Source organism: Streptomyces sp. 2323.1 (genome assembly GCF_900221035.1).
GTDB classification, from domain to species: Bacteria; Actinomycetota; Actinomycetes; order Streptomycetales; family Streptomycetaceae; genus Streptomyces; species Streptomyces sioyaensis.
In genome coordinates this window covers 4,231,832-4,254,590 of sequence record NZ_LT907981.1, presented here as the reverse complement: position 1 = coordinate 4,254,590, position 22,759 = coordinate 4,231,832, and the positions used below count along the sequence as shown (strand labels likewise).

Below are 22,759 nucleotides of genomic sequence, written 5' to 3'. Positions count from 1 at the left end.
GCCCACGCGGGATCGGAGAACGTGGGGGATTCTCTGATGAAGAGGGAATCATGAAAGTCCGGTCGCCCACAGCGGTTTTACCCATCTCCACCCGGGTTTACATCCGCTCGGGGGCCTTGCAGTTCAGTTGTTCAACACCCATACGTAAGGCGGGTGTTGAGGTTTCCCTCCACACCCGCCACGCGCATATGCGACAGCGATGAGCCACCCGCATAGTGCAGTGGGAGCGGCCCGCCGACGGATCAGGAACCGCCGCCTCCACCACCGCAGCCGCCACCACCGCCACCGCAGCCACCACCCCCGCAGGAGTGGCCGCCACCGCACCCGCCGTGGTGCCCGCCGCCGCCGTGATGTCCGTGGTGCCCGCTGCCCGAGCCGTCACCGCTGACCCACCAGCCGCCGCCCGAACCCCGGGAGCCCCCTCCGCGCCCGGCGCCGCTCCGCGAAGCCAAGGCCACCAAGACGATGACCGACCCGCAGATCACGAGGAACATCACGATTCCCATGTGCCTCACACTCCTTTCGTTCCCCCGAAGCGAGGCCTCCGCTCCGTCCGGCGCCCCGTGCGCCGCTCCGGCGCCGTCCCGCGCCGGTGACCGTCCTCGTCGACGGCCGTCACTGTCCTTCGTGCGGGGCTGATGCCCCCGCCGCGCGGTCTCAAAGCACAGTTGAGGAACTCCAGAGGTTCGGCGGAGGATGGCGGGCATGGACCGACCGCTGCTCAACCGCCGCCTCGCCGAATTCGGCACCACGATCTTCGCCGAAATGTCGGCACTTGCCGTACGGACCGGCTCCATCAACCTCGGCCAGGGCTTCCCCGACGCCGACGGGCCGGAAGAGGTCAGGGAGGCCGCGGTGCGCGCCCTGCGCGACGGCCGCGGCAACCAGTACCCGCCCGGCCCCGGCATCCCGGAGCTGCGCACCGCCGTCGCCGCCCACCAGGAGCGCTTCTACGGACACCGCGGCCTCTCCTACGACCCCGACACCGAGGTCCTGGTCACCGCGGGCGCCACCGAAGCCATCGCCGCCGCGCTGCTGGCACTGCTGGAGCCGGGTGACGAGGTCATCGCGCTGGAGCCGTACTACGACTCGTACGCCGCCTGCATCGCGATGGCGGGCGGCCGGCGCGTCCCGGTGACCCTGCGCCCGGACCCGGAGGCCGGCGCCTACCGCCTCGACCTGGACGAACTGCGCGACGCGATCACCGCCGACACCCGCCTGATCCTCCTCAACACCCCGCACAACCCCACCGGCACGGTCCTGTCCCCCGAGGAACTCACCGAGATCGCCCGCCTCGCCGTCGAGCGCGATCTCCTCGTCATCACCGACGAGGTCTACGAGCACCTCGTGTTCGAGGGCGCGCATCTGCCGCTCGCCTCGTTCCCCGGCATGCGCGAACGCACCGTGACCATCAGCTCGGCCGGCAAGACCTTCTCCTTCACCGGCTGGAAGGTCGGCTGGGTCACCGCACCCCCCGAGCTGATCAGCGCCGTCCGCTCGGCGAAGCAGTTCCTCACCTATGTCTCCGCCGGCCCGTTCCAGTACGCCGTCGCCGAGGCGCTCGCCCTCCCCGACGACTACTTCACCGGGCTACGGGACGACCTGCGGGCCAAGCGCGACGTCCTGGCACACGGACTCTCCGAGGCCGGCTTCCGCGTCTACCGCCCCTCCGGCACCTACTTCATCACCACCGACATCCGCCCCCTCGGCCACGACGACGGCTTCGCCTTCTGCCGCGCCCTCCCCGAACGCGCCGGCGTCGTCGCCATCCCCAACGCCGTCTTCTACGACCACAAGGACGCGGGCGCGCCCTTTGTGCGGTTCGCGTTCTGCAAGAGCCCCGAGGTGCTCCAGGAGGCGGCGGACCGCCTGAAGCGTCTCTGACGGCCGCCGGCCAGGGCCCCGGCCGTCACGTCCGGGGCCGTACGCCTTTCCGCCGGCTCACTGAGGAGCGAGCGGCATGGCCTCGAAATTCTCGAAGAGGTAGGCATAGACCTGCGCGAGATAGGCCCGCAGCTCCCGCTGGTCGGGGAAGCGCACATAGGTCAGCCCGAACCACTGCTCCACCGTCAGCGGCTCGTTCGTCACGAGGTGCCGCAGCCCCGCACGAATCGTTTCCTGGTAGTCGGGCCAGGCCGCGTCGAACGTCGCCCGGAGCATGCCGAGATCGTCGACCGCCTCGACCCCGAGAATTCCTGCGCAGAAATGCACAAAGCGGCGGTCGATGCCGGGTACGTCCAGCCCCAGGTCGGCCAGCGTGGCGGTGACCGGGTCTATCTCCTCGTAGCCGCCCGGGTACGGGTAGAGCGTGGTGTTCCGCAGGTCGGCGTCGTTCTCCGGCCCGTCCTCGTTCTCCAGTTCCTGCGCGGGGCGGTACACCCCGTACAGCAGGCCGCGCGTCGAGAAGTCCGCGTAGACGTAGTTCACTTCGCCGCTGGGGCTGTACGGCCGCCTGGGATCGATCGTGATCGCCGTGGCCTTTCCCAGGCAGTTCTCGCCCTCTCCGTAAACGGCCTCGAACGGCAGAATCGGCGAGAGGTCGTGATTCTTCAGCGCCATTTCCCGCAGGGCGTCGTCCGCTTGGACCATGGCCTCTTCGGTGTCGAAACGGCTCGCCCACGGGCCGGTGCGGGGCGGCAGCTCGTCGCGGATCGACATGGGGGTGGGACTCCGTCCGTGAAGGTGGTGGCGTGAGGGGGATCTTCTTCGCGTGGCCCGGCGGCACCCCGGGCACCGTTACGTCCAGAACTTCTCCGGCGGCGGCGCCTCCGGGTCCGGGGCCACCGGGGGCTCCTTACGGTCGCCGTAGAAGTAGTCGTAGAGATCCTGCAGGTAAGCGTACAGACGGTCGTCTTCCCAAAAGGACACTCCCGTCATCAGCGCCCACTCCGTCGCGTCGGCCGGCCGCTCGCGCAGCAGGTATTCCAACGCCTCCCGCAGATGTCGGGCGAAGGGCGTGTCCCGGAACACCTCGCGCTTCTTTTTGTCAGTTCGGACCACACTGCCCCTGGCCAGCGCAATATCGTCAATGAACTCGACATTGAGCGTAACCCTGAAAAATGTACCGACGTCCCGATCCTCCACAAAGTGTGGAATATCTTCCGGGAAGCTCATGCGTTGCGCTCCTTCACTGGCTGCGGAAACATCGTCACCATTCTGTGCCCTCCATTACCGTCCGGCTTGAAGACCGCAACTATCTTCGCCCCCTGAAAGTCCACCGGCCGGTAGTTCGTACTCCCGTCCGGAAGGAATGGCTTATTCCGATCTATATAGAAGCCGCGGAATCGCTCGTGATGATCGGCCCCGGGGCCCCAAGCCTCCTCGGGCGAGAATTCGACCGGCTTGGGGTCTGTGGGATCCAGCCGGCTCCGGGCGTAGCGTTCAGCATGCATGAACGCCTCGTCCTGGCCAGGACCGAAGGCCGTGGAGAAGGCGTCACATTTATGCTTCCGCGACGGGTCCTCCGCATCCATGTAAAGATCGTCACCCTTGAGCCGTTCTCTGGCATTCGGCCCGTGCGCCGGATCGATCTTCTGATCCGTCTGGAAGTATCCATCCCCGTTCCGGTGAAACCGTGGATTTCCATGAGCGTCGCTGAGGGGATTGTTATTGCCATCCACGATCCGAATGGGCTTGCCGAGCCTCTCCTTCAGCATGTCGTCGGTCGGATCGAGGTGCCGCTGCGGCCCGTGCCCCTGCCTACGAAGGTCATCGACGTGTTCGGCGACGCGCTCCCGGTGCTTGTCACGCAAGCCGTCCTCGCCGAGCACCCGCTGACCGAGCTTCAGATGAACCGCATCCCGCTCGTCCTTGTGACGCCGCAGGTTCTTGCGTATCGCCTCCTCGGCGTCGTCGATGTTCTTCCTGCTGATGTCCAGACCGTGCCCGATCGACCGGTGCCCCCTGGCCATGGCCTTGGACATGTCCGTAATCATGGAATCGATGATCGGGCGGACGGCCTTCTCCACGATCATCCCGAATCTGCCCTTGCCGAGCAGCCTGCCGCGCGTTTTGGCGTCCAGATTGCTGCTGTGACGCTCCACCCGCTCCGCATGCCCATGAGCTTCCTTGGCCGCCTTCGCCATGTGACCGGTGTCGGCCCGGAACCCCTTGCTCATGCGGCACCCCCCGCAGCACCCAGCGCCGCGTCAACGCCCTTGAAGACAAGGCCGGATACGGCTTTCTCGATCTCGGCCTGGAAGGGCTCGATCGCCATGGAGACCAGTTCGGCGATGAGGACGTCCTCGATCTCCTGGATGACCTCTCTGACGATGCGTTTGCCGACCTCGATGGCTGCCGCCTCGGCAGCTGCGGCGATGCCGAGCGTCGCCACTGTGGCGGCGGCCGCGGCCGCCATCTCGACTGCCGTGATGACCAGTTGGGCGATGACCACACCCTTGGCCACGACCACGCCGGTGGCCGTCATCTCCAGTGCCGTCGCCAGCACTTCGCAGCAAGTGGTCAGCGTCGTCAGATGCTCGCCGGACGCCTGGCCCCACCGGCTGAGCAACGCCTCGTAGGACGCGCCCTCGTAGGCGTCCGCGAGGCCCTTCAGAAGGGAGTCCGTGCCGTCATGGGACTCCTTCAGCCCCTGCCCGAATTCCCGCACATGTCCGGCCCAGGCCCGCAGCTCGTCCTCGTCGATGTCGGGCCATTCCAGGCCCATCAGCTCCATGATCCAGACGACTTCACCAGGCAGCTCGATGGACACCGCCGGCCTCCCCCTTGGCTCTGCGTCCGCTCAACTCCGGGCGTGCGGACGAGTAATGAACCAAGCAGGGTTCCACAGGAGGCCAAAAATGATCAAGTCCGAGCAGAAGGGAAAGCGCTCAGCGACCAGCGTTCACGAGGCGGCCCGCCGGTCGACGGTGACCGCCCCACCCCGGCACACACAGACGCGGGCCCCGGAGCGATGAAGCTCCAGGGCCCGCGCAGCAGGGTGGGTGTGGGACGGACGGGGCTCAGGCCTCGTCGTCACCCGGCTTCTCGTCGGAGTCGCCTTCGATCTCGGCCTCCAGGCCGAGCTGCTCGACGATCCACTTGTCGAATTCGATCGAGGCGCGAACCCAGCTGACCGTGCTCGACACGAAGTGTTCGAGCGAGACACCGGTGCCGATCAGCATCGATGCTTCACCGATCAGACGGACCGTGCCGTCGTCGTGGGTGTGGGTGTAGGCCTTGGGCCACAGCGTCCGGCGGTTCCAGTCGTCGATCGCCTCCAGCAGCTTCGACTTTTCGTCGATGCCGTGGGGACGGTCGTAGAACGTACGAACGGAGAAGAGCTGCTGCTCCTCCTCGCCCCGGAACATGAAGTACGTGCGGAACTGCTCCCACGGGGCGGCGAGGTCACCCTCCTCGTCGACGACGTACTTCAGCTCCATCTGGTCGAGGAGCTGCTTGACCAGGTCCTGGTCTGGCACGACGGGACCATCAGGCCCCGACGGCTCGGGTTCGGGCTGGCCCCCGAAATTCGGAATCGAGGACGGGTCGATGCTCACCGTGGAATTCCCTTCGTATGGTCCCTGCCATCCTCCCCCACATCCGCCCCGTACTGGCAACCCGGGACGAGGCGGATACGGGCAAGGTGTCGGGCGAGGCCACGGCCACGCGGTGCCCGTCGGGCGAGCACCGGCCGTGACGGCCCTGCGGTGCGGCCCGACGGTACGCCCCGCCCGTACAGCCCGGGACCCGGGCCGGGGCGCGCCCGCCGGAGAGCGCGCCCGCAACGCCCCGGTCAGCCCGCGCCCTGCCCGGCCGACTCCACCGACAGCTGGTCGCCGTCCACGTCCACCCGCACAGTGTCCCCGTCGAGCACCTCGCCGGCCAGAATGGCGCGGGCGAGCGGGTCGCCGATGGCCGTCTGGATCAGGCGGCGCAGCGGGCGGGCGCCGTAGGACATGTCCGGTGCGGGGGCGTCGATGACCGGCTCCTGGCCGAGCCAGGCGAGCCAGGTCAGGGCGCGGTCGGTGATGTCCAGCGTGAGCCTGCGGTCGCCGAGGCGGCGCTGCAGGTGGTCGAGCTGGATCCGGGCGATCCGCTGCAGCTGGTCGGTGCCGAGCGGATGGAACACCACCACGTCGTCGAGGCGGTTGAGGAACTCGGGCCGGAAGGAGGCCCGGACCGTCTCCAGCACCTTCTCCTTCTTCTGCTCCTCCTTGAGCAGCGGGTCCATCAGGAAGGTGGAGCCCAGGTTGGAGGTCAGGATGAGGATGGTGTTGCGGAAGTCGACCGTGCGGCCCTGGCCGTCCGTGAGCCGCCCGTCGTCCAGGACCTGCAACAGGATGTCGAAGACCTCGTGGTGGGCCTTCTCCACCTCGTCCAGCAGCACGACGGAGTACGGACGGCGGCGCACCGCCTCCGTGAGCTGGCCGCCCTCCTCGTAGCCGACGTAGCCGGGCGGCGCGCCGACCAGCCGCGCGACGCTGTGCTTCTCGCCGTACTCCGACATGTCGATCCGGACCATCGCCCGCTCGTCGTCGAAGAGGAAGTCCGCAAGCGCCTTGGCCAGCTCGGTCTTGCCGACGCCGGTCGGGCCGAGGAAGAGGAAGGAACCGGTGGGGCGGTCCGGGTCGGCGATCCCGGCGCGGGTGCGGCGTACGGCGTCGGAGACCGACCGTACGGCCTCGGTCTGGCCGATCAGCCGCTTGCCGAGCTCCTCCTCCATCCGCAGCAGCTTCTGGGTCTCGCCCTCCAGCAGGCGGCCGGCCGGGATGCCGGTCCAGGCGCCGACCACATCCGCGATGTCGTCGGGGCCGACCTCCTCCTTGACCATGGACTCCTTGGACGCCTCCTGCTCGGCCTCGGCGGCGGCCGCCTCCTCCAGCTCGTGCTCCACGCCCGGGATCTCGCCGTAGAGCAGCTTGGAGGCGGTGTCGAAGTCGCCGTCGCGCTGGGCGCGCTCGGCCTGGCCGCGCAGCTCGTCGAGCTTCTCCTTGAGGGCACCGACCCGGTTGAGGCTCTGCTTCTCCTTCTCCCACCGGGCGGTCAGACCGCGCAGCTCCTCCTCCTTGTCGGCGAGGTCCTTGCGCAGCTTCTCCAGGCGCTGGACGGAGCCGGCGTCGGTCTCGTTCCGGAGCGCCAGCTCCTCCATCTTGAGCCGGTCGACGGCGCGCTGGAGCTCGTCGATCTCGACGGGGGAGGAGTCGATCTCCATCCGGAGCCGGGAGGCGGCCTCGTCGACCAGGTCGATGGCCTTGTCGGGCAGGAAGCGGGAGGTGATGTAGCGGTCGGACAGGGACGCGGCGGCGACCAGCGCGGAGTCCGCGATCTGCACCTTGTGGTGGGCCTCGTAGCGGCCCTTGAGCCCGCGCAGGATGGCCACCGTGTCCTCGACGGTCGGCTCGGCGACCAGCACCTGCTGGAAGCGCCGCTCCAGCGCCGGGTCCTTCTCGATCCGCTCGCGGTACTCGTCGAGGGTGGTCGCGCCGACCATCCGCAGCTCACCGCGGGCCAGCATCGGCTTGAGCATGTTGCCGGCGTCCATGGACGAGTCGCCGCCGGCGCCCGCGCCGACGACCGTGTGCAGCTCGTCGATGAAGGTGATGATCTGGCCCTCGCTGGACTTGATCTCCGCCAGGACGGTCTTCAGCCGCTCCTCGAACTCACCGCGGTACTTGGCGCCCGCGACCATCGCCCCGAGGTCCAGCGCGACCAGCCGCTTGTTGCGCAGCGACTCGGGCACGTCGCCCTTGACGATCCGCTGCGCCAGGCCCTCGACGACGGCGGTCTTGCCGACGCCCGGCTCGCCGATCAGCACCGGGTTGTTCTTCGTACGGCGGGAGAGCACCTGCACCACGCGGCGGATCTCGTGATCCCGGCCGATGACCGGGTCGAGCTTGCCCTCCCGGGCCGCCGCGGTGAAGTCCGTGCCGAACTTCTCCAGCGCCTTGTACGTGCCCTCCGGGTCGGCGTTGGTCACCCGCTGCCCCCCGCGGTTCGCCTCGAAGGCGGCCAGCAGCTTCTTGGCGGAGGCGCCCTGCTGCTCCAGCAGCTCGCCGGTGCGCCCGCCCTTGGCGGCGATCCCGATCAGCAGATGCTCGGTGGAGACGTACGCGTCACCGAGCTCCTTGGCGCGCTGGGTGGCGTCCGCGATGGCGGAGAGCAGGTCGCGGTCCGGCTGCGGCGGCGCGACCGTCGAGCCCTGCACGCTGGGCAGCGCGGCGAGCTGGCGATCGGCGCCATTGCGCAGCGCGGCGGCGTCCGCCTCGACGGCCGCCAGCAGGTCCATGATGTTCTCGTTGTCCTGCCCGGCCAGCAGCGCGAGCAGGAGATGGGCGGACGTCATGTCCGCATGCCCGGCGGTGACCGCCCGCTCATTGGCGGCGCTCAGCGCCTCCCGGCTCTTGTTGGTCAGCTCGGCGTCCACGTGCTCGTGATCCTCCTCGACTCGTCCTGAGCAGCCATTTTGCCCCGTCCGGCGCATCCCTGCTCATACTGACCTGCGATAAGTTGAGTCTAGTGCACTCAAGGTTAGGGAAGCGAGCCCCTCGCCCGGTTCTCGCTCACTCGTTCGAGGGAATCGGGGCCGATCGCACCGCCCCCTCCGCGGCGCCCGTCGACACTGGCCTTCGACCACAAGGAGGTGCAGCATGACGGCTATGGCACACGAGCCGATGGCGGCAGACGAAGGGTTCCTCCTGGACTTCTTTCTCAGCATGGACACCCCTGAAGGGTTCCGGGCCGAGTTCATCGAGGGGGACATCGTTGTGACGCCGCCGCCGGACGGAAACCACGAGCGATTCTTCAGCCGCCTGACCAAGCAGATCCTGCAGAAGTCCGAGACCGACATGGACCTCTCCGGCGGTAAGGGGCTGTTGTTGCCCCGCGGCGGGCGGTGTCCCAAGAATTACGTGATCCCCGACGCCACGCTCATCCCCGCGGAACTGGACCTGCTCCTGGACGCCGAGCCCTGGATGCCCAGCGAGGGTGTCGCCATGGTCATGGAAGTGACCTCGAGCAAGCCCGATCGGGACCGGGTGGCCAAGCGCCACTGCTACGCCCGCGCCGGCATCCCGCTCTACCTGCTTGTCGACCGGAGCAAGTCCACGATCACGCTCTTCAGCGAACCTGCCGGGGAGGATTACGTTGGCAACACCACCACCCCCTTCGGCAAGCCGATCCCCCTCCCCGCCCCCTTCTCCTTCGACCTCGAAACCACCGACTTCCTCTGACCCCGGGCTTCCGCTGCCCCCCGGGCCCCGAACTACCCTGGCCCCCATGGCCCATGACCTCAGTGCCCTCAGCCCGGAGTACCTCGCCTTCTGGGGCGAGTATCTGATGCCGACGCTCACCACCCTGCGTCCGGACGGCACACCGCACGTCGTCCCCGTGGGCGTCACCTATGACGCCGGGCAGCGGATCGCGCGGATCATCACCCGCAAGGACAGCGCCAAGGTCAAGAACGTCCTCGCCGCCGGGGCGGACGGTGCCACGGTGGCCGTCTGCCAGGTCGACAAGGGGCGCTGGGCGACGCTGGAGGGCCGGGCCCGGGTGCGTACGGACGCCGAGTCGGTGGCCGACGCGGTGCGCCGCTACGCCGAGCGGTACGGGCGGACGCCGGCGCCCAACCCCGACCGCATCATGATCGAGATCGCGGTGACCCGGGCCATGGGCCGGGCCTGATCCACCCGGTACAACCCTCCACCGCGGGCCGCCCGCGGGGGTATCGTCGCCCCCACAGTCGCCACGCCCCGGAGGGCACGATGAACTCGGTCCGAGTCACGGCGATCGCCTGCCTGATGCCGCTGTCCGAGCTGGACGAGGATCCGTTTCTGGTCGACGACCGCAGCCAGCACGACATGTGCACCCGGTGGGCGGCGGCCCGTGACTACCACCTCGCCTGCCGCCTCAGCCTGCACCAGCTGCGCGCCGATCACTGCGCGCTGTGGCGGGACGTCGAAGCGGGCCTGGTCGATGTGTTCGTGACGCCCAACCGGCGGGCGCTGGAGAACGCCATCGACGGGGCCGACGAGTTCGGCGCGCGGTGCGCCGCGGCCGGCATCCGGCTGGAGACCGCGGATCTGGACGAGCCGGTCTACACCCTGGCGATGAAGTCGCAGGTGCACCGGCGGCTGTCGATGCCGACCGCGGGATACAGCGGCTGCTGACCGCGCCCCGGCGCAGCGAAAAGGGCCGGGTTTCCCCGGCCCTTCGCCGTTCCTGCGCCGGTTGGCCGCCCGGCCGGCCCGTTACTCGGACCGCTTGGGCCGCCAGACCACCAGCGCGCTGGTCTGCTGCACATCCTGATACGGCACCAGATCGCGCCGGTAGGAGGCGTGCACCGCCGCCTCCCGCTGCTGCATCGCGCTGGCCGCGCCCTCCAGGGCGCCCTGGAGCTCGGCGACCCGCTGTTGCAGGGCCGCGACCTGGTTCTCCAGCTCGATGATGCGCTTGATGCCGGCGAGGTTGATGCCCTCGTCCTGGGACAACTGCTGCACCGTACGGAGCAGTTCGATGTCCCGGGCCGAATAGCGGCGGCCCCGCCCGGCCGTGCGGTCGGGCGAGACCAGCCCCAGCCGGTCGTACTGCCGAAGGGTCTGCGGATGCAGGCCGGAGAGCTGGGCCGCGACGGAGATGACGTACACCGGCGACTCTTCGGTCAGTTCATACGGGTTACGACGCTGCCCGCCCCGGCTGTCCATCTCATGCTCCCTTCGCGGCCTGGAACAGCTCCGTCCGCGGGTCCGGCCCCGCGGTCGCCTCGCGATACGACTCCAGCGACGCCTTGGCCTCGTCGCTGAGATCACCGGGGACCAGCACCTCGATGGTGACCAGCAGATCACCGCGGGTACCGTCCTTGCGGGTCGCTCCCTTGCCGCGGGCCCGCATGGTGCGTCCGTTGGGGGTACCGGCCGGCAGCTTCAGCGTCACCGGCGGACCGCCCAGCGTCGGCACCTTGACCTCACCGCCGAGGGCGGCCTCCGGGAAGGTGACCGGCACCGTGAGGGTGAGGTTGTCGCCCTTGCGGCCGAAGACCGGGTGGGCGTCGACATGCACGACCACGTACAGATCGCCGGCCGGACCGCCCTGCTCGCCCGGGGCGCCCTTGCCGCGCAGCCGGATGCGCTGCCCGTCGGAGACGCCCGCGGGGATACGGACCTGCATCGTGCGGGCACTGGTGGCGCGCCCGCTGCCCTTGCAGACCTCGCAGGCGTCCTGGGCGATCAGGCCCCGGCCCTTGCAGTCGCCGCACGGATCGGTGAGCGAGAACCCGCCGCCCGTGCCCCGGCTGACCTGGCCGGTGCCGACACAGGTCGGGCAGACCCGCGGCGTACCGTTTTTGTCGCCGGTGCCCGAACACGCCTTGCACGGCGCCTGGCTGGACATCCGCAGCGGGACCGTGGCCCCGTCGACCGCCTCGGTGAAGCTGAGCGTCACCTCGGACTCGATGTCCTGGCCGCGGCGCGCATGGGTACGGGTACCGGCGCCGCCGCGGTTGAACAGGCCGCCGAAGACATCGCCCAGGCCGCCGCCGAAACCGCCGCCGCCCTGGCCCTGGCCGCCCCCGAAGAGGTCGCCCAGGTCGAAGTTGAAGTTGCCGCCGCCCCCGCCGGGTCCCGGCCGGAACCCGCCGTTGCCGAACAGCGCACGCGCCTCGTCGTACTCCTTGCGGCGCTTGCTGTCGCCCAGGACGTCGTTCGCCTCGGAGATCTCCTTGAAGCGCTCCTCGGCCTTGGCGTCGCCCTTGTTGGCGTCCGGGTGGTACTCGCGGGCGAGCTTGCGGTACGCCTTCTTGATCTCCGCTTCGGTGGCGTCCTTCGGGACGCCGAGGACCTTGTAGTAGTCCTTCTCGACGAAGTCCTTGGTGCTCATCCCCGACGTCCCTCCTCCCGCGCGGTCTTCTTTTCTGTGCTCACGTCAGCCCTCGTCCGGGCCACCGCTCTCCTCGTCCGAAGCCGCGGCGCCCTTGACGTCGTCATCGGATCCGGACTTGGCGCCCTGCGCGCCCGGCTGCGGCTCGGCGACGGCGACCCGCGCGGGGCGGATCGTTCGTTCACCGATGCGATACCCGGGCTGCAGGATCGCCACGCACGTCGTCTCGGTGACATCCGGTGCGTACGAATGCATCAGCGCCTCGTGGATCGTCGGGTCGAAGGGCTCGCCCTCCTTGCCGAACTGCTGCAGACCCAGCTTGGCGACCACGGTCTCCAGCGATTCGGCCACCGACTTGAAGCCGCCGACCAGTTCGCCGTGCTCACGGGCGCGGCCGACGTCGTCGAGCACGGGCAGGAGCTCGGACAGGAGGTTCGCCGCGGCGATCTCCTTGACCGTGACCCGGTCCCGTTCCACCCGACGGCGGTAGTTCTGGTACTCCGCCTGGAGCCGCTGGAGGTCCGTCGTGCGCTCGTTGAGCGCCGTACGCACCTGGTCCAGCTGCGCCTGGAGCCCTACGTCGGTTACGTCCCCGGCCGGGGCCGAGCCCGCCTTGTCGGCGGACTCGGCCTGCGCCGCGTCTTCGGGAGCGGCGTCGGAAGGGACGTCGGGCTTCTCGTCGAAGCCCGGGGTCTCCTCCGTCACGCGGCACCATCCTTCTTCGGCTTCTCGTCGTCGACGATCTCGGCGTCCACGACGTCGTCGTCGGCCTTGGCCTGCTCACCGGCGGCGCCCTCGGCACCCTCGGCGGCCTGCGCACCCTGGGCGTCGGCGTACATGGCCTGGCCCAGCTTCTGGGAGACGGCCGCGACCTTCTCGGTGGCCGTGCGGATCTCGGCGGTGTCCTCGCCCTTGAGCTTCTCCTTCAGCTCGGTGAGGGCCTCCTCGACCTCGGTCTTGACCTCGCCCGGGACCTTCTCCTCGTTGTCCTTGAGGAACTTCTCGGTCTGGTAGACGAGCTGCTCGGCCTGGTTGCGGGTCTCGGCGGCCTCGCGGCGCTTGGTGTCCTCGTCCGCGTACTGCTCGGCCTCCTGGCGCATCCGGTCGACCTCGTCCTTCGGCAGCGAGGAGCCGCCGGTGACGGTCATCTTCTGCTCCTTGCCCGTGCCCAGGTCCTTCGCGGTCACGTGCATGATGCCGTTGGCGTCGATGTCGAAGGAGACCTCGATCTGCGGGACCCCACGGGGGGCCGGCGGCAGACCGGTCAGCTCGAACATCCCGAGCTTCTTGTTGTACGCCGCGATCTCGCGCTCGCCCTGGTAGACCTGGATCTGCACGGACGGCTGGTTGTCCTCGGCCGTCGTGAAGATCTCGGAGCGCTTGGTCGGGATCGTGGTGTTGCGCTCGATGAGCTTGGTCATGATGCCGCCCTTGGTCTCGATACCGAGGGACAGCGGGGTGACGTCCAGCAGGAGGACGTCCTTGACCTCACCCTTGAGGACACCGGCCTGGAGGGTGGCGCCGATGGCGACGACCTCGTCCGGGTTGACGCCCTTGTTGGCGTCCTTGCCGCCGGTCAGCTCCTTGACGAGCTCGGCGACGGCCGGCATACGGGTCGAGCCGCCGACCAGGACCACGTGGTCGATCTCGGACAGGTTGATACCCGCGTCCTTGATCACGTTGTGGAACGGCGTCTTGCAGCGGTCCAGGAGGTCCGAGGTGAGCTGCTGGAACTGCGAGCGGGTGAGCTTCTCGTCCAGGTGCAGCGGGCCCTCGGCGGACGCGGTGATGTAGGGAAGGTTGATCGTCGTCTCGGTGGAGGACGACAGCTCGATCTTCGCCTTCTCAGCGGCCTCGCGCAGACGCTGGAGCGCCATCTTGTCCTTGGACAGGTCGACGCCGTGGCCGTTCTGGAACTGCTTGACCAGGTAGTCGACGACGCGCTGGTCCCAGTCGTCACCACCGAGGTGGTTGTCACCGTTGGTGGCCTTCACCTCGACGACGCCGTCGCCGATCTCCAGCAGCGAGACGTCGAAGGTACCGCCACCGAGGTCGAAGACCAGGATGGTCTGGTCGTCCTTCTCCAGGCCGTAGGCCAGGGCGGCAGCGGTAGGCTCGTTGACGATACGCAGGACGTTCAGGCCCGCGATCTCGCCGGCCTCCTTCGTGGCCTGACGCTCGGAGTCGTTGAAGTAGGCCGGAACGGTGATGACCGCGTCCACGACCTTCTCCCCGAGGTACGCCTCGGCGTCACGCTTGAGCTTCTGCAGGATGAAGGCGCTCATCTGCTGCGGGTTGAAGCCCTTGCCGTCGATGTCGATCTTCCAGTCGGTGCCCATGTGGCGCTTGACCGACCGGATGGTCCTGTCGACGTTGGTGACCGCCTGGCGCTTCGCGACCTCGCCGACCAGCACCTCGCCATTCTTGGCGAAGGCGACGACGGACGGCGTGGTCCTGGCGCCCTCGGCGTTGGTGATGACGGTGGGCTCACCGCCTTCGAGAACACTGACGACGGAGTTCGTCGTGCCCAGGTCGATGCCGACCGCACGTGCCATTTCAATTCCTCCAGCTGACTTGAGTGGAACAGGCTCAACAGTGCAGCACCGAGGAAAGCCTGTCAACAGAGGTGAGTCGGTGCCGCTCAACTTTTATATCGCGCTTATCGTCACCACGTCACCACAAGGACGCGCGCAGGGCCGCAGAGGGTTGCCTTCGCGACGCAGATCACCGGCCGGGCGGCTTCATGGCGCCCGGGAGAATGGGTAACCTCAGCGCAGACCCGAAAAGTTACCGCTTAGTAGTTCCGCTCAGTTTTCCGCTCTCGCAGGTTCGAGGAGCCACCCATGCAACTCGCCGCGATCATCGTGTCGCTGGTCCTAATCGCGGTCGGCGTCGCGCTGTTCGGCCGTGCCCTCCTGCAGATCTACCGCTTTGTGCGGCTCGGTCAGCCGGTGCCCGCCGGCACCCGGACGGACGATCCGAAGCAACGCACGATCACGGTGGTCAAGGAGTTCCTCGGCCACACCCGGATGAACCGCTGGGGCGTCGTCGGGGTGGCGCACTGGTTCGTGGCGGTGGGCTTCTTCTCCCTGCTGCTGACGATCGTCAACGCCATCGGCCAGCTCTTCCAGGCCGACTGGCTGATCCCGGTGATCGGCGACTGGCTGCCGTACGAGATCTTCGTCGAGTTCCTCGGCCTGACGACGACGCTGGGCATCGTGACCCTGATCGTCATCCGCCAGCTGAGCAAGCCCGGCAAGGCGGGCCGCAAGTCCCGCTTCTCGGGCTCCAACTTCGGCCAGGCGTACTTCGTCGAGGCCGTCATCCTGATCGTCGGCGTGTGCATCATGACGCTGCGCGCCCTGGAGGGCGTCCAGCACGGCGTGGACCACTACGAGATCGGGTTCTTCGCCTCGTACCCGATGATCGTGGCCTTCAAGGGGCTCAGCCTCACCGCGATCCAGAACATCACCTACCTCGTCGCGGGGATCAAGATCGCGACGTCCTTCATCTGGATGATCACGGTCGCCCTCAAGACCGACATGGGCGTCGCCTGGCACCGCTTCCTGGCCTTCCCCAACATCTGGTTCAAGCGCGAGGCGTCCGGTGACGTGGCGCTGGGCGCGCTGCAGCCGATGACCAGCGAGGGCAAGGCGATCGACTTCGAGGACCCGGGCGAGGACGACCAGTTCGGCGTCTCGCAGATCGAGCACTTCTCCTGGAAGGGCATCCTCGACTTCTCCACCTGCACCGAGTGCGGCCGCTGCCAGTCGCAGTGCCCGGCCTGGAACACCGGCAAGCCGCTGTCGCCGAAGCTGCTGATCATGGCGCTGCGCGACCACGCCCACGCCAAGGCTCCGTATCTGCTCGCCGGCGGCGGCAAGACCATGGAGGGCGAGGAGAAGGCGAGCGCGGAACAGCTCAAGGACGTGCCCGCCGCCGCGCTGGCCGAGGCCGAGCGCCCGCTGATCGGCACGCTCGAAGAGAACGGCGTCATCGACCCCGACGTCCTGTGGTCCTGCACCACCTGCGGCGCCTGTGTGGAGCAGTGCCCGGTCGACATCGAGCACATCGACCACATCGTCGACATGCGCCGCTACCAGGTCATGATCGAGTCCAGCTTCCCCAGTGAGGCCGGCACGATGCTGAAGAACCTGGAGAAGAAGGGCAACCCCTGGGGCCTGGCCAAGAAGCAGCGCCTGGCGTGGACCAAGGAGGTCGACTTCGAGATCCCCGTCGTCGGCAAGGACGTCGAGGACCTCACCGAGGTCGACTACCTCTACTGGGTCGGCTGCGCCGGCGCGCTGGAGGACCGCGCCAAGAAGACCACCAAGGCCTTCGCGGAGCTGCTGCACATCGCGGGCGTGAAGTTCGCGATCATGGGCGGCGACGAGGCCTGCACCGGTGACTCCGCCCGCCGTCTGGGCAACGAGTTCCTCTTCCAGCAGCTCGGCCAGCAGAACGTCGAGATGCTGAACATGGCCTTCGGCGAGGACAGCGAGGACGAGTCGACGAAGAAGCCGGCGGCCAAGAAGAAGATCGTCGCGACCTGCCCGCACTGCTTCAACACGATCGCGAACGAGTACCCCCAGCTGGGCGGCGAGTACGAGGTCATCCACCACACCCAGCTGCTGCAGCACCTCATCGACGAGGGCAAGCTGATCCCCGTCACCCCTGTAGAGGGCCTGATCACCTACCACGACCCCTGCTACCTGGGCCGCCACAACAAGGTCTACACCCCGCCGCGCGAGATCATCGCCAAGGTGCCGGGCCTGCGGAACGAGGAGATGCACCGCCACAAGGAGCGCGGATTCTGCTGTGGCGCCGGCGGTGCGCGGATGTGGATGGAAGAGCGCATCGGCAAGCGCATCAACAACGAGCGCGTCGACGAGGCCCTGTCGCTGAACCCCGACATCGTCTCGACGGCCTGCCCCTTCTGCCTCGTCATGCTGACCGACTCGGTCAACGGCAAGAAGAACGACGGCAAGGCGAAGGAATCCATCCAGGTCGTCGACGTCGCCCAGCTGCTGCTGGACTCCGTCAAGACCCCCGTCGACCCGGCGGGCGACGAGGAGTCCGAGGACGCCCCCGAGCCGGAGCCGGTGCAGTAACCGCACGGTGACGAGCGTTGGCCGGCGGCCGGTCCCGGGAGGTGCACGGGGCCGGCCGCCGGCGTTGTCCACAGGCTGTGCGGCCGGCGTTGCGGGGCGGCCGGACCGCCGGGGATCATCAGGTTCGGCGAATCACGACACGACGACAGCGCTACGAACGGGGTGGGGACGGCATGCGAGGACGGTCTGCCGCGGCAGCAGGGCTCGGGCTCGCGCTCGCCCTTCTCCTCAGCTCCTGCGGCCCGCTCTCCTCCTCCGGTGCCGGCCGCCCCGCCGCCCGGCACCGCGCCTCCTCGCTCCCTGCCGCGCGCCCCGTCCCCGCCGGCCACGGCAGCCGGACCGCCCATGACTTCAACGGGGACGGCCATCCCGACCTCGTCGTCGACAGCCTGCTCGCGCCCGCCAAAGGCCATGACGACGACCCCGGCATCGGCATCGTCTACGGCTCCGCGCACGGACTCGCCCCGGCCACCAGGGAGTTGCTCACCCCGGCCCGGAACGCCGCGCCCATCGGCAGGTCCGTGCCCGCGTCCTTCGAGGCCGAGACCGTCTGCGATCTCGATCAGGACGGTTTCAGCGACCTCGTCGTCACCACCGACCCGCCGTATGACGGCATCGGCCGCCCGCCCGTCCCCGTCCAGCTCCTCTTCGGCTCTTCGCGCGGGCTCGGCGCCGGCCGCGCCGTGCAGCTCCGCATCCCCGACCGGGCCAGATTCGGCAACGAATGGCCCGACCAGCCGGTCTGCGGCGACTTCGACGGGGACGGCGCCGCGGACCTGGCCGTCACCGCCTCCGGCCCCCGGATCAGCTACCTCCGGGGCCCGTTCACCCGCACCGGCGCCCCCAAGGCAGCCGGCGCACCGATCAACGTCCCCGGCACCGCCCTGGCCACCGCGGCGCCCCTCTCGTCCGCCGCCGACCTCGATCACGACGGCGCCGACGACCTCCTCGTACGCGCCGCCGCCCCCGGCCACCGGGCCCGCAGCCGTCTGGCGCTCGGCGGCCCCCGGGGCCCGGTCCGCGCGGGCCCGGCCGCCTACCCGTCCGGTTACGCCACGGTCTTCGGCCACTTCTCCGCCGGCGGCCGGGGACCGACTCCCGTCACCGCCGACACCAACGGCCTGCTGTCCGTCGCCGGCCGCCCCGGCACGCTCCGCACGGGGACGGGCGGCATACCCACCCTCGCCGCCGCCGAGGTGACCGGCGACGGCTACACCGACCTCGTCATAGGCGGCACCCGCCCCGCCCTCCTCGTCGGCTCCGCGAACGGGCTGTCCACCACCGTGCACCGCCCCACGGTGCCCCGCGTTGCCGGGACCGGCCGCCCGCTCTCCACGGTCCTCGCCCTCACCGACTTCGACGGCGACGGCCATGCCGACCTCGTACTGCTGACCCGGCGCGGCCACACCCACGACAGGGTGACGGTCCACCCCGGCGGCCCGTCCGGCCTCGCCCCAAAGCCGGCTGTGTCGTTCACCACGGCGGACTTCACGACTTCCTGACCGGTTCATGACCATGACTCAGGAATGCGGCGGCCCTGGGCTGGTGGGGCCATGGGGACCATCGCCAAGCCGTCAAACCGCCCCCCTGACAATGAAGTTGCCCGCTCCCGAGGCGCGCCCCGACCATGACGGCATGGACAGGAAAGCGCGCCCCCACACCGGCACGGCCCCCCACAGGGACACCGGCACCGCCACCGCCGCCAGCAGCAACACCAGCACCACCGCCATCAACGCGAGCATGAACATGCCTGACGCCCCGTACGCCACCACCGCAAGCCCCGGCGCCCAACCGACTGCGGCCCCCACTACTGCCCCCGCCCCGCCCCTCACCATCCGGCTCGCCATACCCACCGACACCCCGGCGATAGCCGCCATCCACTTGGCATCACGGCAGGTCACCATGCCCTACCTGCCACCCCAGCGTCGTACCCATGACGAGGTCACCCGCTGGGTCCGGGAGATCGTGCTGCCGCAGTGTCACACCGTCGTCGCCGCCCGTGGACCGGAGCTCCTCGGCTATGCCGCCGTGCGGGGCGAGCTGCTCGACCAGCTCTATCTGCGCCCGGACGTCCGCCGCACCGGCATCGGCAGCCTGCTGCTCGCCGCGGCACGGCGGCACCGCCCCGACGGCCTGTCCCTGCATGTCTTCCAACTCAACGCGGACGCCCGGGCGTTCTACGCCCACCACGGCTTCCGCGTCGTGGCCAGGGACGACGGCAGCGGCAACATGGAGAACCTGCCGCAGCTCACCCTCCGATGGACGCCGGCTTCCGTCCCCGTTCCCCGTCGGGGAACCCCCTAGGGGATGTCACAGGTCAGCAGCAAACCCCGCCCCGATCCCCCAGCTCGACCACCCCATCCGCGCGGACCAGGTACTTTCGAGTACGTGGCTGGATTCAGGATGGGTCGCGGACGGGATGCCCGCCCCGCGCAGAACGGACAGCAAGGGCAGCAGGGGCAGCAGGCTCCGTACGGACAGCAAGGGCCGTACGGACAGCAGCCCCCACCGCCGCACGGGCAGTGGCAGCAGCCACCGCAGCAGTACGGCGGCGGGCCGCAGGGACAGCCGCACGGGCAGCACGGCGAGCCCGAGTACTTCGGCGACGGCGGCTACCACCCCCAGCAGTCCTACGCGCCGTACACGAACGACAACAACCCGGGTCACACCCAGCAGTTCAGCGTCGGCGAGGCGCCGGACGCCTACGGCGCGCAGCCGGGCGGGTACGACAACGGCCCCGACGGCGCGTACGCGGCCGGCGGCACCTACCGCGCCGGACAGACCACCGCCCCGCCGGCCGGCCCCAAGCTGCACTGGAAGCAGCTGCTGTCCGGCATCGTGCTGCGCCCCGAGGCCACCTTCTGGCAGATGCGCGACCACGCGGTCTGGGCGCCCGCGCTCCTCGTCACCTTCATCTACGGCCTGCTCGCGGTCTTCGGCTTCGACAAGGCCCGCGCGGATGTGCTGAACGCCACGCTCTCCAACAGCATCCCCTGGGTGCTGATCACCGCCGTGATGTTCATCATCGGCAGCCTGATCCTGGGCGCGGTCACCCACACCATGGCCCGCCAGCTCGGCGGCGACGGCGCCTGGCAGCCGACCATCGGCCTGGCCATGCTGATCATGACGATCACGGACGCGCCCCGGCTGCTCTTCGCCATGTTCCTCGGCGGCGACAGCACCCTGGTGCAGGTCCTGGGCTGGCTGACCTGGCTCGCCACCGGCTATCTGCTCACCTCCATGGTGAGCAAGTCGCACGACCTGCCGTGGCCCAAGGCCCTCGGCGCCTCCGCGATCCAGCTGGTCGCCCTGCTCGCCCTGCTGAAGCTCGGCACGCTGTAACGCCGGCCCGGCCACGGGCAAGGGGCCCGCCCCGGAGCACCCAAGCTCCGGAGCGGGCCCCTTGTCGTACGGCCGCACGCCGGGCTGCCGCAGAGGGACCGGCCCAAGGAGGGGCGCCGCCCGGCCTAGGCGAACCGCTGCCCGGCCGACCCGTCACACCCCTGCAACCGCAGCGGTTCCTTCGCCGCCCCCAGCGTCAGGCACAGCGACGGCGCGGCGGCCGGCCGGATCGTGCCACCGGCCCGTACGAACTCCTGGTTGGCCGCGCCCGAGCAGTTCCACAGCACCAGACCGGCCCCGGCCGCGTACCGGGCACCGGGCACGTCCAGACACCGGTCCTGGGTCAGCTCCACATGCACCGACCGCCGCTCGGGGTCGTACCACCAGCCCTGGTTGCGCCCACCGTGGCAGTCCCAGCCGCCGACCGCCGTCCCGTTGCCGCTCGCGCCGCCGGCCGCATCCACACAGCTGCCCGTGGCGGCGTTCTTCAGCGGCCGGTACGCGTCGTCCCAAGCCCCCGCGTACAGCTTCGGCTGCCCGGTGCTCGCCGGATCGGCGCAGGACGCCTCCCGCAGCCCCGACGCATACAGCTGGGTCAGACACGAGGCGAACGCGCCGTGCCCGCGGGCGTTGGGGTGGAAGGACTGCCGCACCGAGTTCGCGTTGGGCGGGAAGGGGTTGGTGAGGTTCACCCACAGCCCGCGGGCCCAGGTGTCCTCCATGCACACCTCGTGCCCGTGGAACAGCCGCGAGGCGTCCAGATAGGTCGCGCCCGTGTCCCGCGCGGCCGTCCGCATCCCCCTCTCGAACGCCGGCACGGCGGCATTGCGCCCCCAGCCCGCGTCGGAGGTGTAGCCCGTACAGCCGCCCGGCAGCTTCCCCGGGTAGTGCGGGTTGTCCTTCACATCCGGCCCGATCGGACTCGGATACGACATCACCACGAGCCGGTAGTCACCGTCCGCGTACCCGGCGTCCCGCATCACGGTCCGCAGATCGCCGACCGTCCGCTCGACCTTCGGCACCAGCCCGTCGACCCGCGCCTGCCAGCCCGGCCGGTACTTCGGCTCGCAGGTGCCCTGGAGCAGGAACCAGCGCTCCACGCAGTCCGTCATCACCGGCCCGAACTGCAGATCGTCATTGGCGCCCGCAACCAGCAGCACCATCTTCAGCCGCGTATTGCGTGCCTTGATCGCCAGGTTGTCGCTCTGCACCAGCTCATCGGCGTACTGCTTGCTGCCACCGATCACGATGTTGCCGCTGGACGCGCCCGAGCAGGCGGCGTTGTACGTCACATCCGCCGCGATCCCGGTCCGGTGGATCGCCGAGTCCGGTGACCGGTGACACCAGTTGTCCGGCCCGTCGGTACCCGGCTCGTACGTCCCGACGCCCTCCCCCGAGATCTCGCTGTCCCCCAGCGAGATCAACGCGGTCTTCCGCTCCCCGACCGGCCGCTCGGCCGGATCCCCGTACAGCCCGGCCGCCTCCTGCGCCCGGATCTTCTCCAGCTCGGGCGACAGCGGCTTGACGGCCGGCCCGTCCCTCCCCACGGCCCCGCCCGCGGCACTCGCCCCGCCCACTGCCACCGTAAACACCAAGGTCAGTGCCGCCGCCGAGGTCGCCACCACCGCCCGCAGCCGCCGCCCGGCATCCGCCCCGGATCCCGTACGCCACCCACGTAACGCCCCCCGCCCACGTCTCGCACGCACCATGGGGCCTCCCCTCCGGTCTGCTGTTACCGCGGGTTGTAGTCGCAGGCAGACCCGGACGGAACACCCGGCACGGGATTGGCCGGATCCCGCACACAGCAGACCACCCGACCGCCAACTCCCTTACGGAGAACGGCGACCGGGTGGCGCAACGACGCAACGTGCACAGCGCGGGCATCCGCGCTCTTCGCCTCAGGCGTCGAGTATCTGGCCCTCACGCCGCACCACGGGCGGCTCGACACTCCACGGAAAGTTGATCCACTCATCCGTGCGCTTCCACACGTACTCGCACTTCACCAGCGAGTGCGGCTTCTCATAGATCACCGCGCTGCGGACCTCCGCCACGGTCCCCTGGCAGAAGTCATGGACGAGCTTGAGCGTCTTACCGGTGTCCGCGACATCGTCCGCGATCAGCACCTTCTTCTCCGAGAAGTCGATCACGTTCGGCACCGGCGCCAGCATGACCGGCATCTCCAGGGTGGTCCCCACCCCGGTGTAGAACTCCACATTCACCAGGTGGATGTTCTTGCAGTCCAGCGCGTACGCCAGCCCCCCGGCGACGAACACCCCGCCACGGGCGATCGACAGCACGACATCGGGCTCGTACCCGTCATCGGCGATCGTCTGCGCCAGCTCGCGGATCGCCCCGCCGAACCGCTCGTACGTCAGGTTCTCCCGCACGTCACTCACGTATCTCTCTCAGACCTTCTGTCTCCACGCTCTGCCACGCGCCCGTCCTGTGGAGCGCGCCCCCGCACCGACGCGGTTGTGTCCTACCTGGTCACACCT

General features: G+C 69.3%; 20 protein-coding genes. 8 read left to right on the top strand and 12 right to left on the bottom strand.

What is annotated here, in order from left to right:
• The first annotated feature begins 705 nt into the window (after positions 1 to 705).
• Positions 706 to 1,884, top strand: a complete 1,179-nt coding sequence (locus CPH93_RS18155; protein ID WP_093483966.1) for a pyridoxal phosphate-dependent aminotransferase — start codon at positions 706 to 708, stop codon at positions 1,882 to 1,884.
• A gap of 57 nt (positions 1,885 to 1,941) precedes the next feature.
• Here CPH93_RS18155 and CPH93_RS18150 read toward each other — a convergent pair whose 3' ends face one another.
• The 6 genes from CPH93_RS18150 to clpB all read right to left on the bottom strand — a co-directional run bounded on the left by CPH93_RS18150 (position 1,942) and on the right by clpB (position 8,365).
• On the bottom strand, positions 1,942 to 2,658 hold the full coding sequence (locus tag CPH93_RS18150) for a hypothetical protein (protein WP_096213467.1): 717 nt from the start codon (positions 2,656 to 2,658) through the stop codon (positions 1,942 to 1,944).
• Between the two features lie 78 nt (positions 2,659 to 2,736).
• Positions 2,737 to 3,114, bottom strand: coding sequence for a hypothetical protein (locus tag CPH93_RS18145; protein ID WP_231976879.1), 378 nt, complete (start codon positions 3,112 to 3,114; stop codon positions 2,737 to 2,739).
• Positions 3,111 to 4,118 carry a hypothetical protein gene (locus CPH93_RS18140; RefSeq protein ID WP_159395029.1) on the bottom strand — a complete coding sequence of 336 codons (1,008 nt, stop codon included), beginning with the start codon at positions 4,116 to 4,118 and terminating at the stop codon, positions 3,111 to 3,113. The genes CPH93_RS18145 and CPH93_RS18140 overlap by 4 nt, the downstream gene beginning before the upstream one ends.
• The gene (locus CPH93_RS18135) at positions 4,115 to 4,711 is read right to left on the bottom strand and encodes a WXG100 family type VII secretion target (RefSeq protein ID WP_093483969.1); all 597 of its coding nucleotides are present in this window, start codon (positions 4,709 to 4,711) and stop codon (positions 4,115 to 4,117) included. The genes CPH93_RS18140 and CPH93_RS18135 overlap by 4 nt, the downstream gene beginning before the upstream one ends.
• A 250-nt stretch (positions 4,712 to 4,961) precedes the next feature.
• On the bottom strand, positions 4,962 to 5,498 hold the full coding sequence (locus CPH93_RS18130) for a YbjN domain-containing protein (RefSeq protein ID WP_040898924.1): 537 nt from the start codon (positions 5,496 to 5,498) through the stop codon (positions 4,962 to 4,964).
• A gap of 236 nt (positions 5,499 to 5,734) precedes the next feature.
• On the bottom strand, positions 5,735 to 8,365 hold the full coding sequence (gene clpB / locus CPH93_RS18125) for an ATP-dependent chaperone ClpB (RefSeq protein ID WP_093483970.1): 2,631 nt from the start codon (positions 8,363 to 8,365) through the stop codon (positions 5,735 to 5,737).
• 223 nt (positions 8,366 to 8,588) lie between these two features.
• Here clpB and CPH93_RS18120 point away from each other — a divergent pair, with 223 nt between their 5' ends.
• From CPH93_RS18120 to CPH93_RS18110, 3 genes are all read left to right on the top strand, one after another.
• Positions 8,589 to 9,170: a Uma2 family endonuclease gene (locus tag CPH93_RS18120; protein ID WP_093649005.1), complete on the top strand. Its 582-nt coding sequence runs from the start codon at positions 8,589 to 8,591 to the stop codon at positions 9,168 to 9,170.
• A 46-nt stretch (positions 9,171 to 9,216) separates the two neighbouring features.
• The gene (locus CPH93_RS18115) at positions 9,217 to 9,621 is read left to right on the top strand and encodes a pyridoxamine 5'-phosphate oxidase family protein (RefSeq protein WP_006604634.1); all 405 of its coding nucleotides are present in this window, start codon (positions 9,217 to 9,219) and stop codon (positions 9,619 to 9,621) included.
• A gap of 80 nt (positions 9,622 to 9,701) precedes the next feature.
• On the top strand, positions 9,702 to 10,106 hold the full coding sequence (locus CPH93_RS18110; protein ID WP_093483972.1) for a hypothetical protein: 405 nt from the start codon (positions 9,702 to 9,704) through the stop codon (positions 10,104 to 10,106).
• Positions 10,107 to 10,187: 81 nt separating this feature from the next.
• Here the strand turns inward: CPH93_RS18110 and CPH93_RS18105 are convergent, their stop codons facing one another.
• From CPH93_RS18105 to dnaK, 4 genes are read right to left on the bottom strand one after another with little or no spacing between them, the layout of a single operon-like run.
• Positions 10,188 to 10,640: a heat shock protein transcriptional repressor HspR gene (locus tag CPH93_RS18105; RefSeq protein WP_006604632.1), complete on the bottom strand. Its 453-nt coding sequence runs from the start codon at positions 10,638 to 10,640 to the stop codon at positions 10,188 to 10,190.
• A gap of 1 nt (position 10,641) precedes the next feature.
• The gene (gene dnaJ / locus CPH93_RS18100; protein WP_093483973.1) at positions 10,642 to 11,811 is read right to left on the bottom strand and encodes a molecular chaperone DnaJ; all 1,170 of its coding nucleotides are present in this window, start codon (positions 11,809 to 11,811) and stop codon (positions 10,642 to 10,644) included.
• Between the two features lie 45 nt (positions 11,812 to 11,856).
• A complete protein-coding gene (grpE, locus tag CPH93_RS18095) occupies positions 11,857 to 12,516 on the bottom strand; it encodes a nucleotide exchange factor GrpE (protein ID WP_093483974.1) in 660 nt (219 codons plus the stop codon).
• Positions 12,513 to 14,366 (bottom strand): molecular chaperone DnaK, encoded by a 1,854-nt coding sequence (gene dnaK / locus CPH93_RS18090; RefSeq protein ID WP_096213465.1) that lies wholly within the window; start codon positions 14,364 to 14,366, stop codon positions 12,513 to 12,515. The genes grpE and dnaK overlap by 4 nt, the downstream gene beginning before the upstream one ends.
• Before the next feature lie 288 nt (positions 14,367 to 14,654).
• On the opposite strand from dnaK, the gene CPH93_RS18085 reads away from it, so the two are divergent.
• From CPH93_RS18085 to CPH93_RS18065, 4 genes are all read left to right on the top strand, one after another.
• Positions 14,655 to 16,922 carry a (Fe-S)-binding protein gene (locus CPH93_RS18085; RefSeq protein WP_093483975.1) on the top strand — a complete coding sequence of 756 codons (2,268 nt, stop codon included), beginning with the start codon at positions 14,655 to 14,657 and terminating at the stop codon, positions 16,920 to 16,922.
• A 173-nt stretch (positions 16,923 to 17,095) separates the two neighbouring features.
• The gene (locus CPH93_RS18080; protein ID WP_093483976.1) at positions 17,096 to 18,424 is read left to right on the top strand and encodes an FG-GAP repeat domain-containing protein; all 1,329 of its coding nucleotides are present in this window, start codon (positions 17,096 to 17,098) and stop codon (positions 18,422 to 18,424) included.
• Between the two features lie 133 nt (positions 18,425 to 18,557).
• Positions 18,558 to 19,226, top strand: a complete 669-nt coding sequence (locus tag CPH93_RS18070; protein WP_231976878.1) for a GNAT family N-acetyltransferase — start codon at positions 18,558 to 18,560, stop codon at positions 19,224 to 19,226.
• 99 nt (positions 19,227 to 19,325) lie between these two features.
• Positions 19,326 to 20,264, top strand: coding sequence for a Yip1 family protein (locus CPH93_RS18065; protein ID WP_093483978.1), 939 nt, complete (start codon positions 19,326 to 19,328; stop codon positions 20,262 to 20,264).
• Positions 20,265 to 20,389: 125 nt separating this feature from the next.
• On the opposite strand, the gene CPH93_RS18060 is transcribed toward CPH93_RS18065, so the two are convergent.
• Positions 20,390 to 21,973 carry a ricin-type beta-trefoil lectin domain protein gene (locus CPH93_RS18060; protein ID WP_443031394.1) on the bottom strand — a complete coding sequence of 528 codons (1,584 nt, stop codon included), beginning with the start codon at positions 21,971 to 21,973 and terminating at the stop codon, positions 20,390 to 20,392.
• Between the two features lie 189 nt (positions 21,974 to 22,162).
• The gene (locus CPH93_RS18055) at positions 22,163 to 22,660 is read right to left on the bottom strand and encodes a phosphoribosyltransferase (protein WP_093483979.1); all 498 of its coding nucleotides are present in this window, start codon (positions 22,658 to 22,660) and stop codon (positions 22,163 to 22,165) included.
• Positions 22,661 to 22,759: the final 99 nt, after the last annotated feature.

Excerpts from the sequence above, each read along its gene's own strand:
- CPH93_RS18155 (WP_093483966.1), top strand. The coding sequence starts at position 706 with ATGGACCGACCGCTGCTCAACCGCCGCCTCGCCGAATTCGGCACCACG.
- CPH93_RS18150 (WP_096213467.1), bottom strand. The coding sequence starts at position 2,658 with ATGTCGATCCGCGACGAGCTGCCGCCCCGCACCGGCCCGTGGGCGAGC.
- CPH93_RS18145 (WP_231976879.1), bottom strand. The coding sequence starts at position 3,114 with ATGAGCTTCCCGGAAGATATTCCACACTTTGTGGAGGATCGGGACGTC.
- CPH93_RS18140 (WP_159395029.1), bottom strand. The coding sequence starts at position 4,118 with ATGAGCAAGGGGTTCCGGGCCGACACCGGTCACATGGCGAAGGCGGCC.
- CPH93_RS18120 (WP_093649005.1), top strand. The coding sequence starts at position 8,589 with ATGACGGCTATGGCACACGAGCCGATGGCGGCAGACGAAGGGTTCCTC.
- CPH93_RS18115 (WP_006604634.1), top strand. The coding sequence starts at position 9,217 with ATGGCCCATGACCTCAGTGCCCTCAGCCCGGAGTACCTCGCCTTCTGG.
- CPH93_RS18110 (WP_093483972.1), top strand. The coding sequence starts at position 9,702 with ATGAACTCGGTCCGAGTCACGGCGATCGCCTGCCTGATGCCGCTGTCC.
- CPH93_RS18105 (WP_006604632.1), bottom strand. The coding sequence starts at position 10,640 with ATGGACAGCCGGGGCGGGCAGCGTCGTAACCCGTATGAACTGACCGAA.
- dnaJ (WP_093483973.1), bottom strand. The coding sequence starts at position 11,811 with ATGAGCACCAAGGACTTCGTCGAGAAGGACTACTACAAGGTCCTCGGC.
- dnaK (WP_096213465.1), bottom strand. The coding sequence starts at position 14,366 with ATGGCACGTGCGGTCGGCATCGACCTGGGCACGACGAACTCCGTCGTC.
- CPH93_RS18085 (WP_093483975.1), top strand. The coding sequence starts at position 14,655 with ATGCAACTCGCCGCGATCATCGTGTCGCTGGTCCTAATCGCGGTCGGC.
- CPH93_RS18080 (WP_093483976.1), top strand. The coding sequence starts at position 17,096 with ATGCGAGGACGGTCTGCCGCGGCAGCAGGGCTCGGGCTCGCGCTCGCC.
- CPH93_RS18070 (WP_231976878.1), top strand. The coding sequence starts at position 18,558 with ATGGACAGGAAAGCGCGCCCCCACACCGGCACGGCCCCCCACAGGGAC.
- CPH93_RS18065 (WP_093483978.1), top strand. The coding sequence starts at position 19,326 with ATGGGTCGCGGACGGGATGCCCGCCCCGCGCAGAACGGACAGCAAGGG.
- CPH93_RS18060 (WP_443031394.1), bottom strand. The coding sequence starts at position 21,973 with ATGGTGCGTGCGAGACGTGGGCGGGGGGCGTTACGTGGGTGGCGTACG.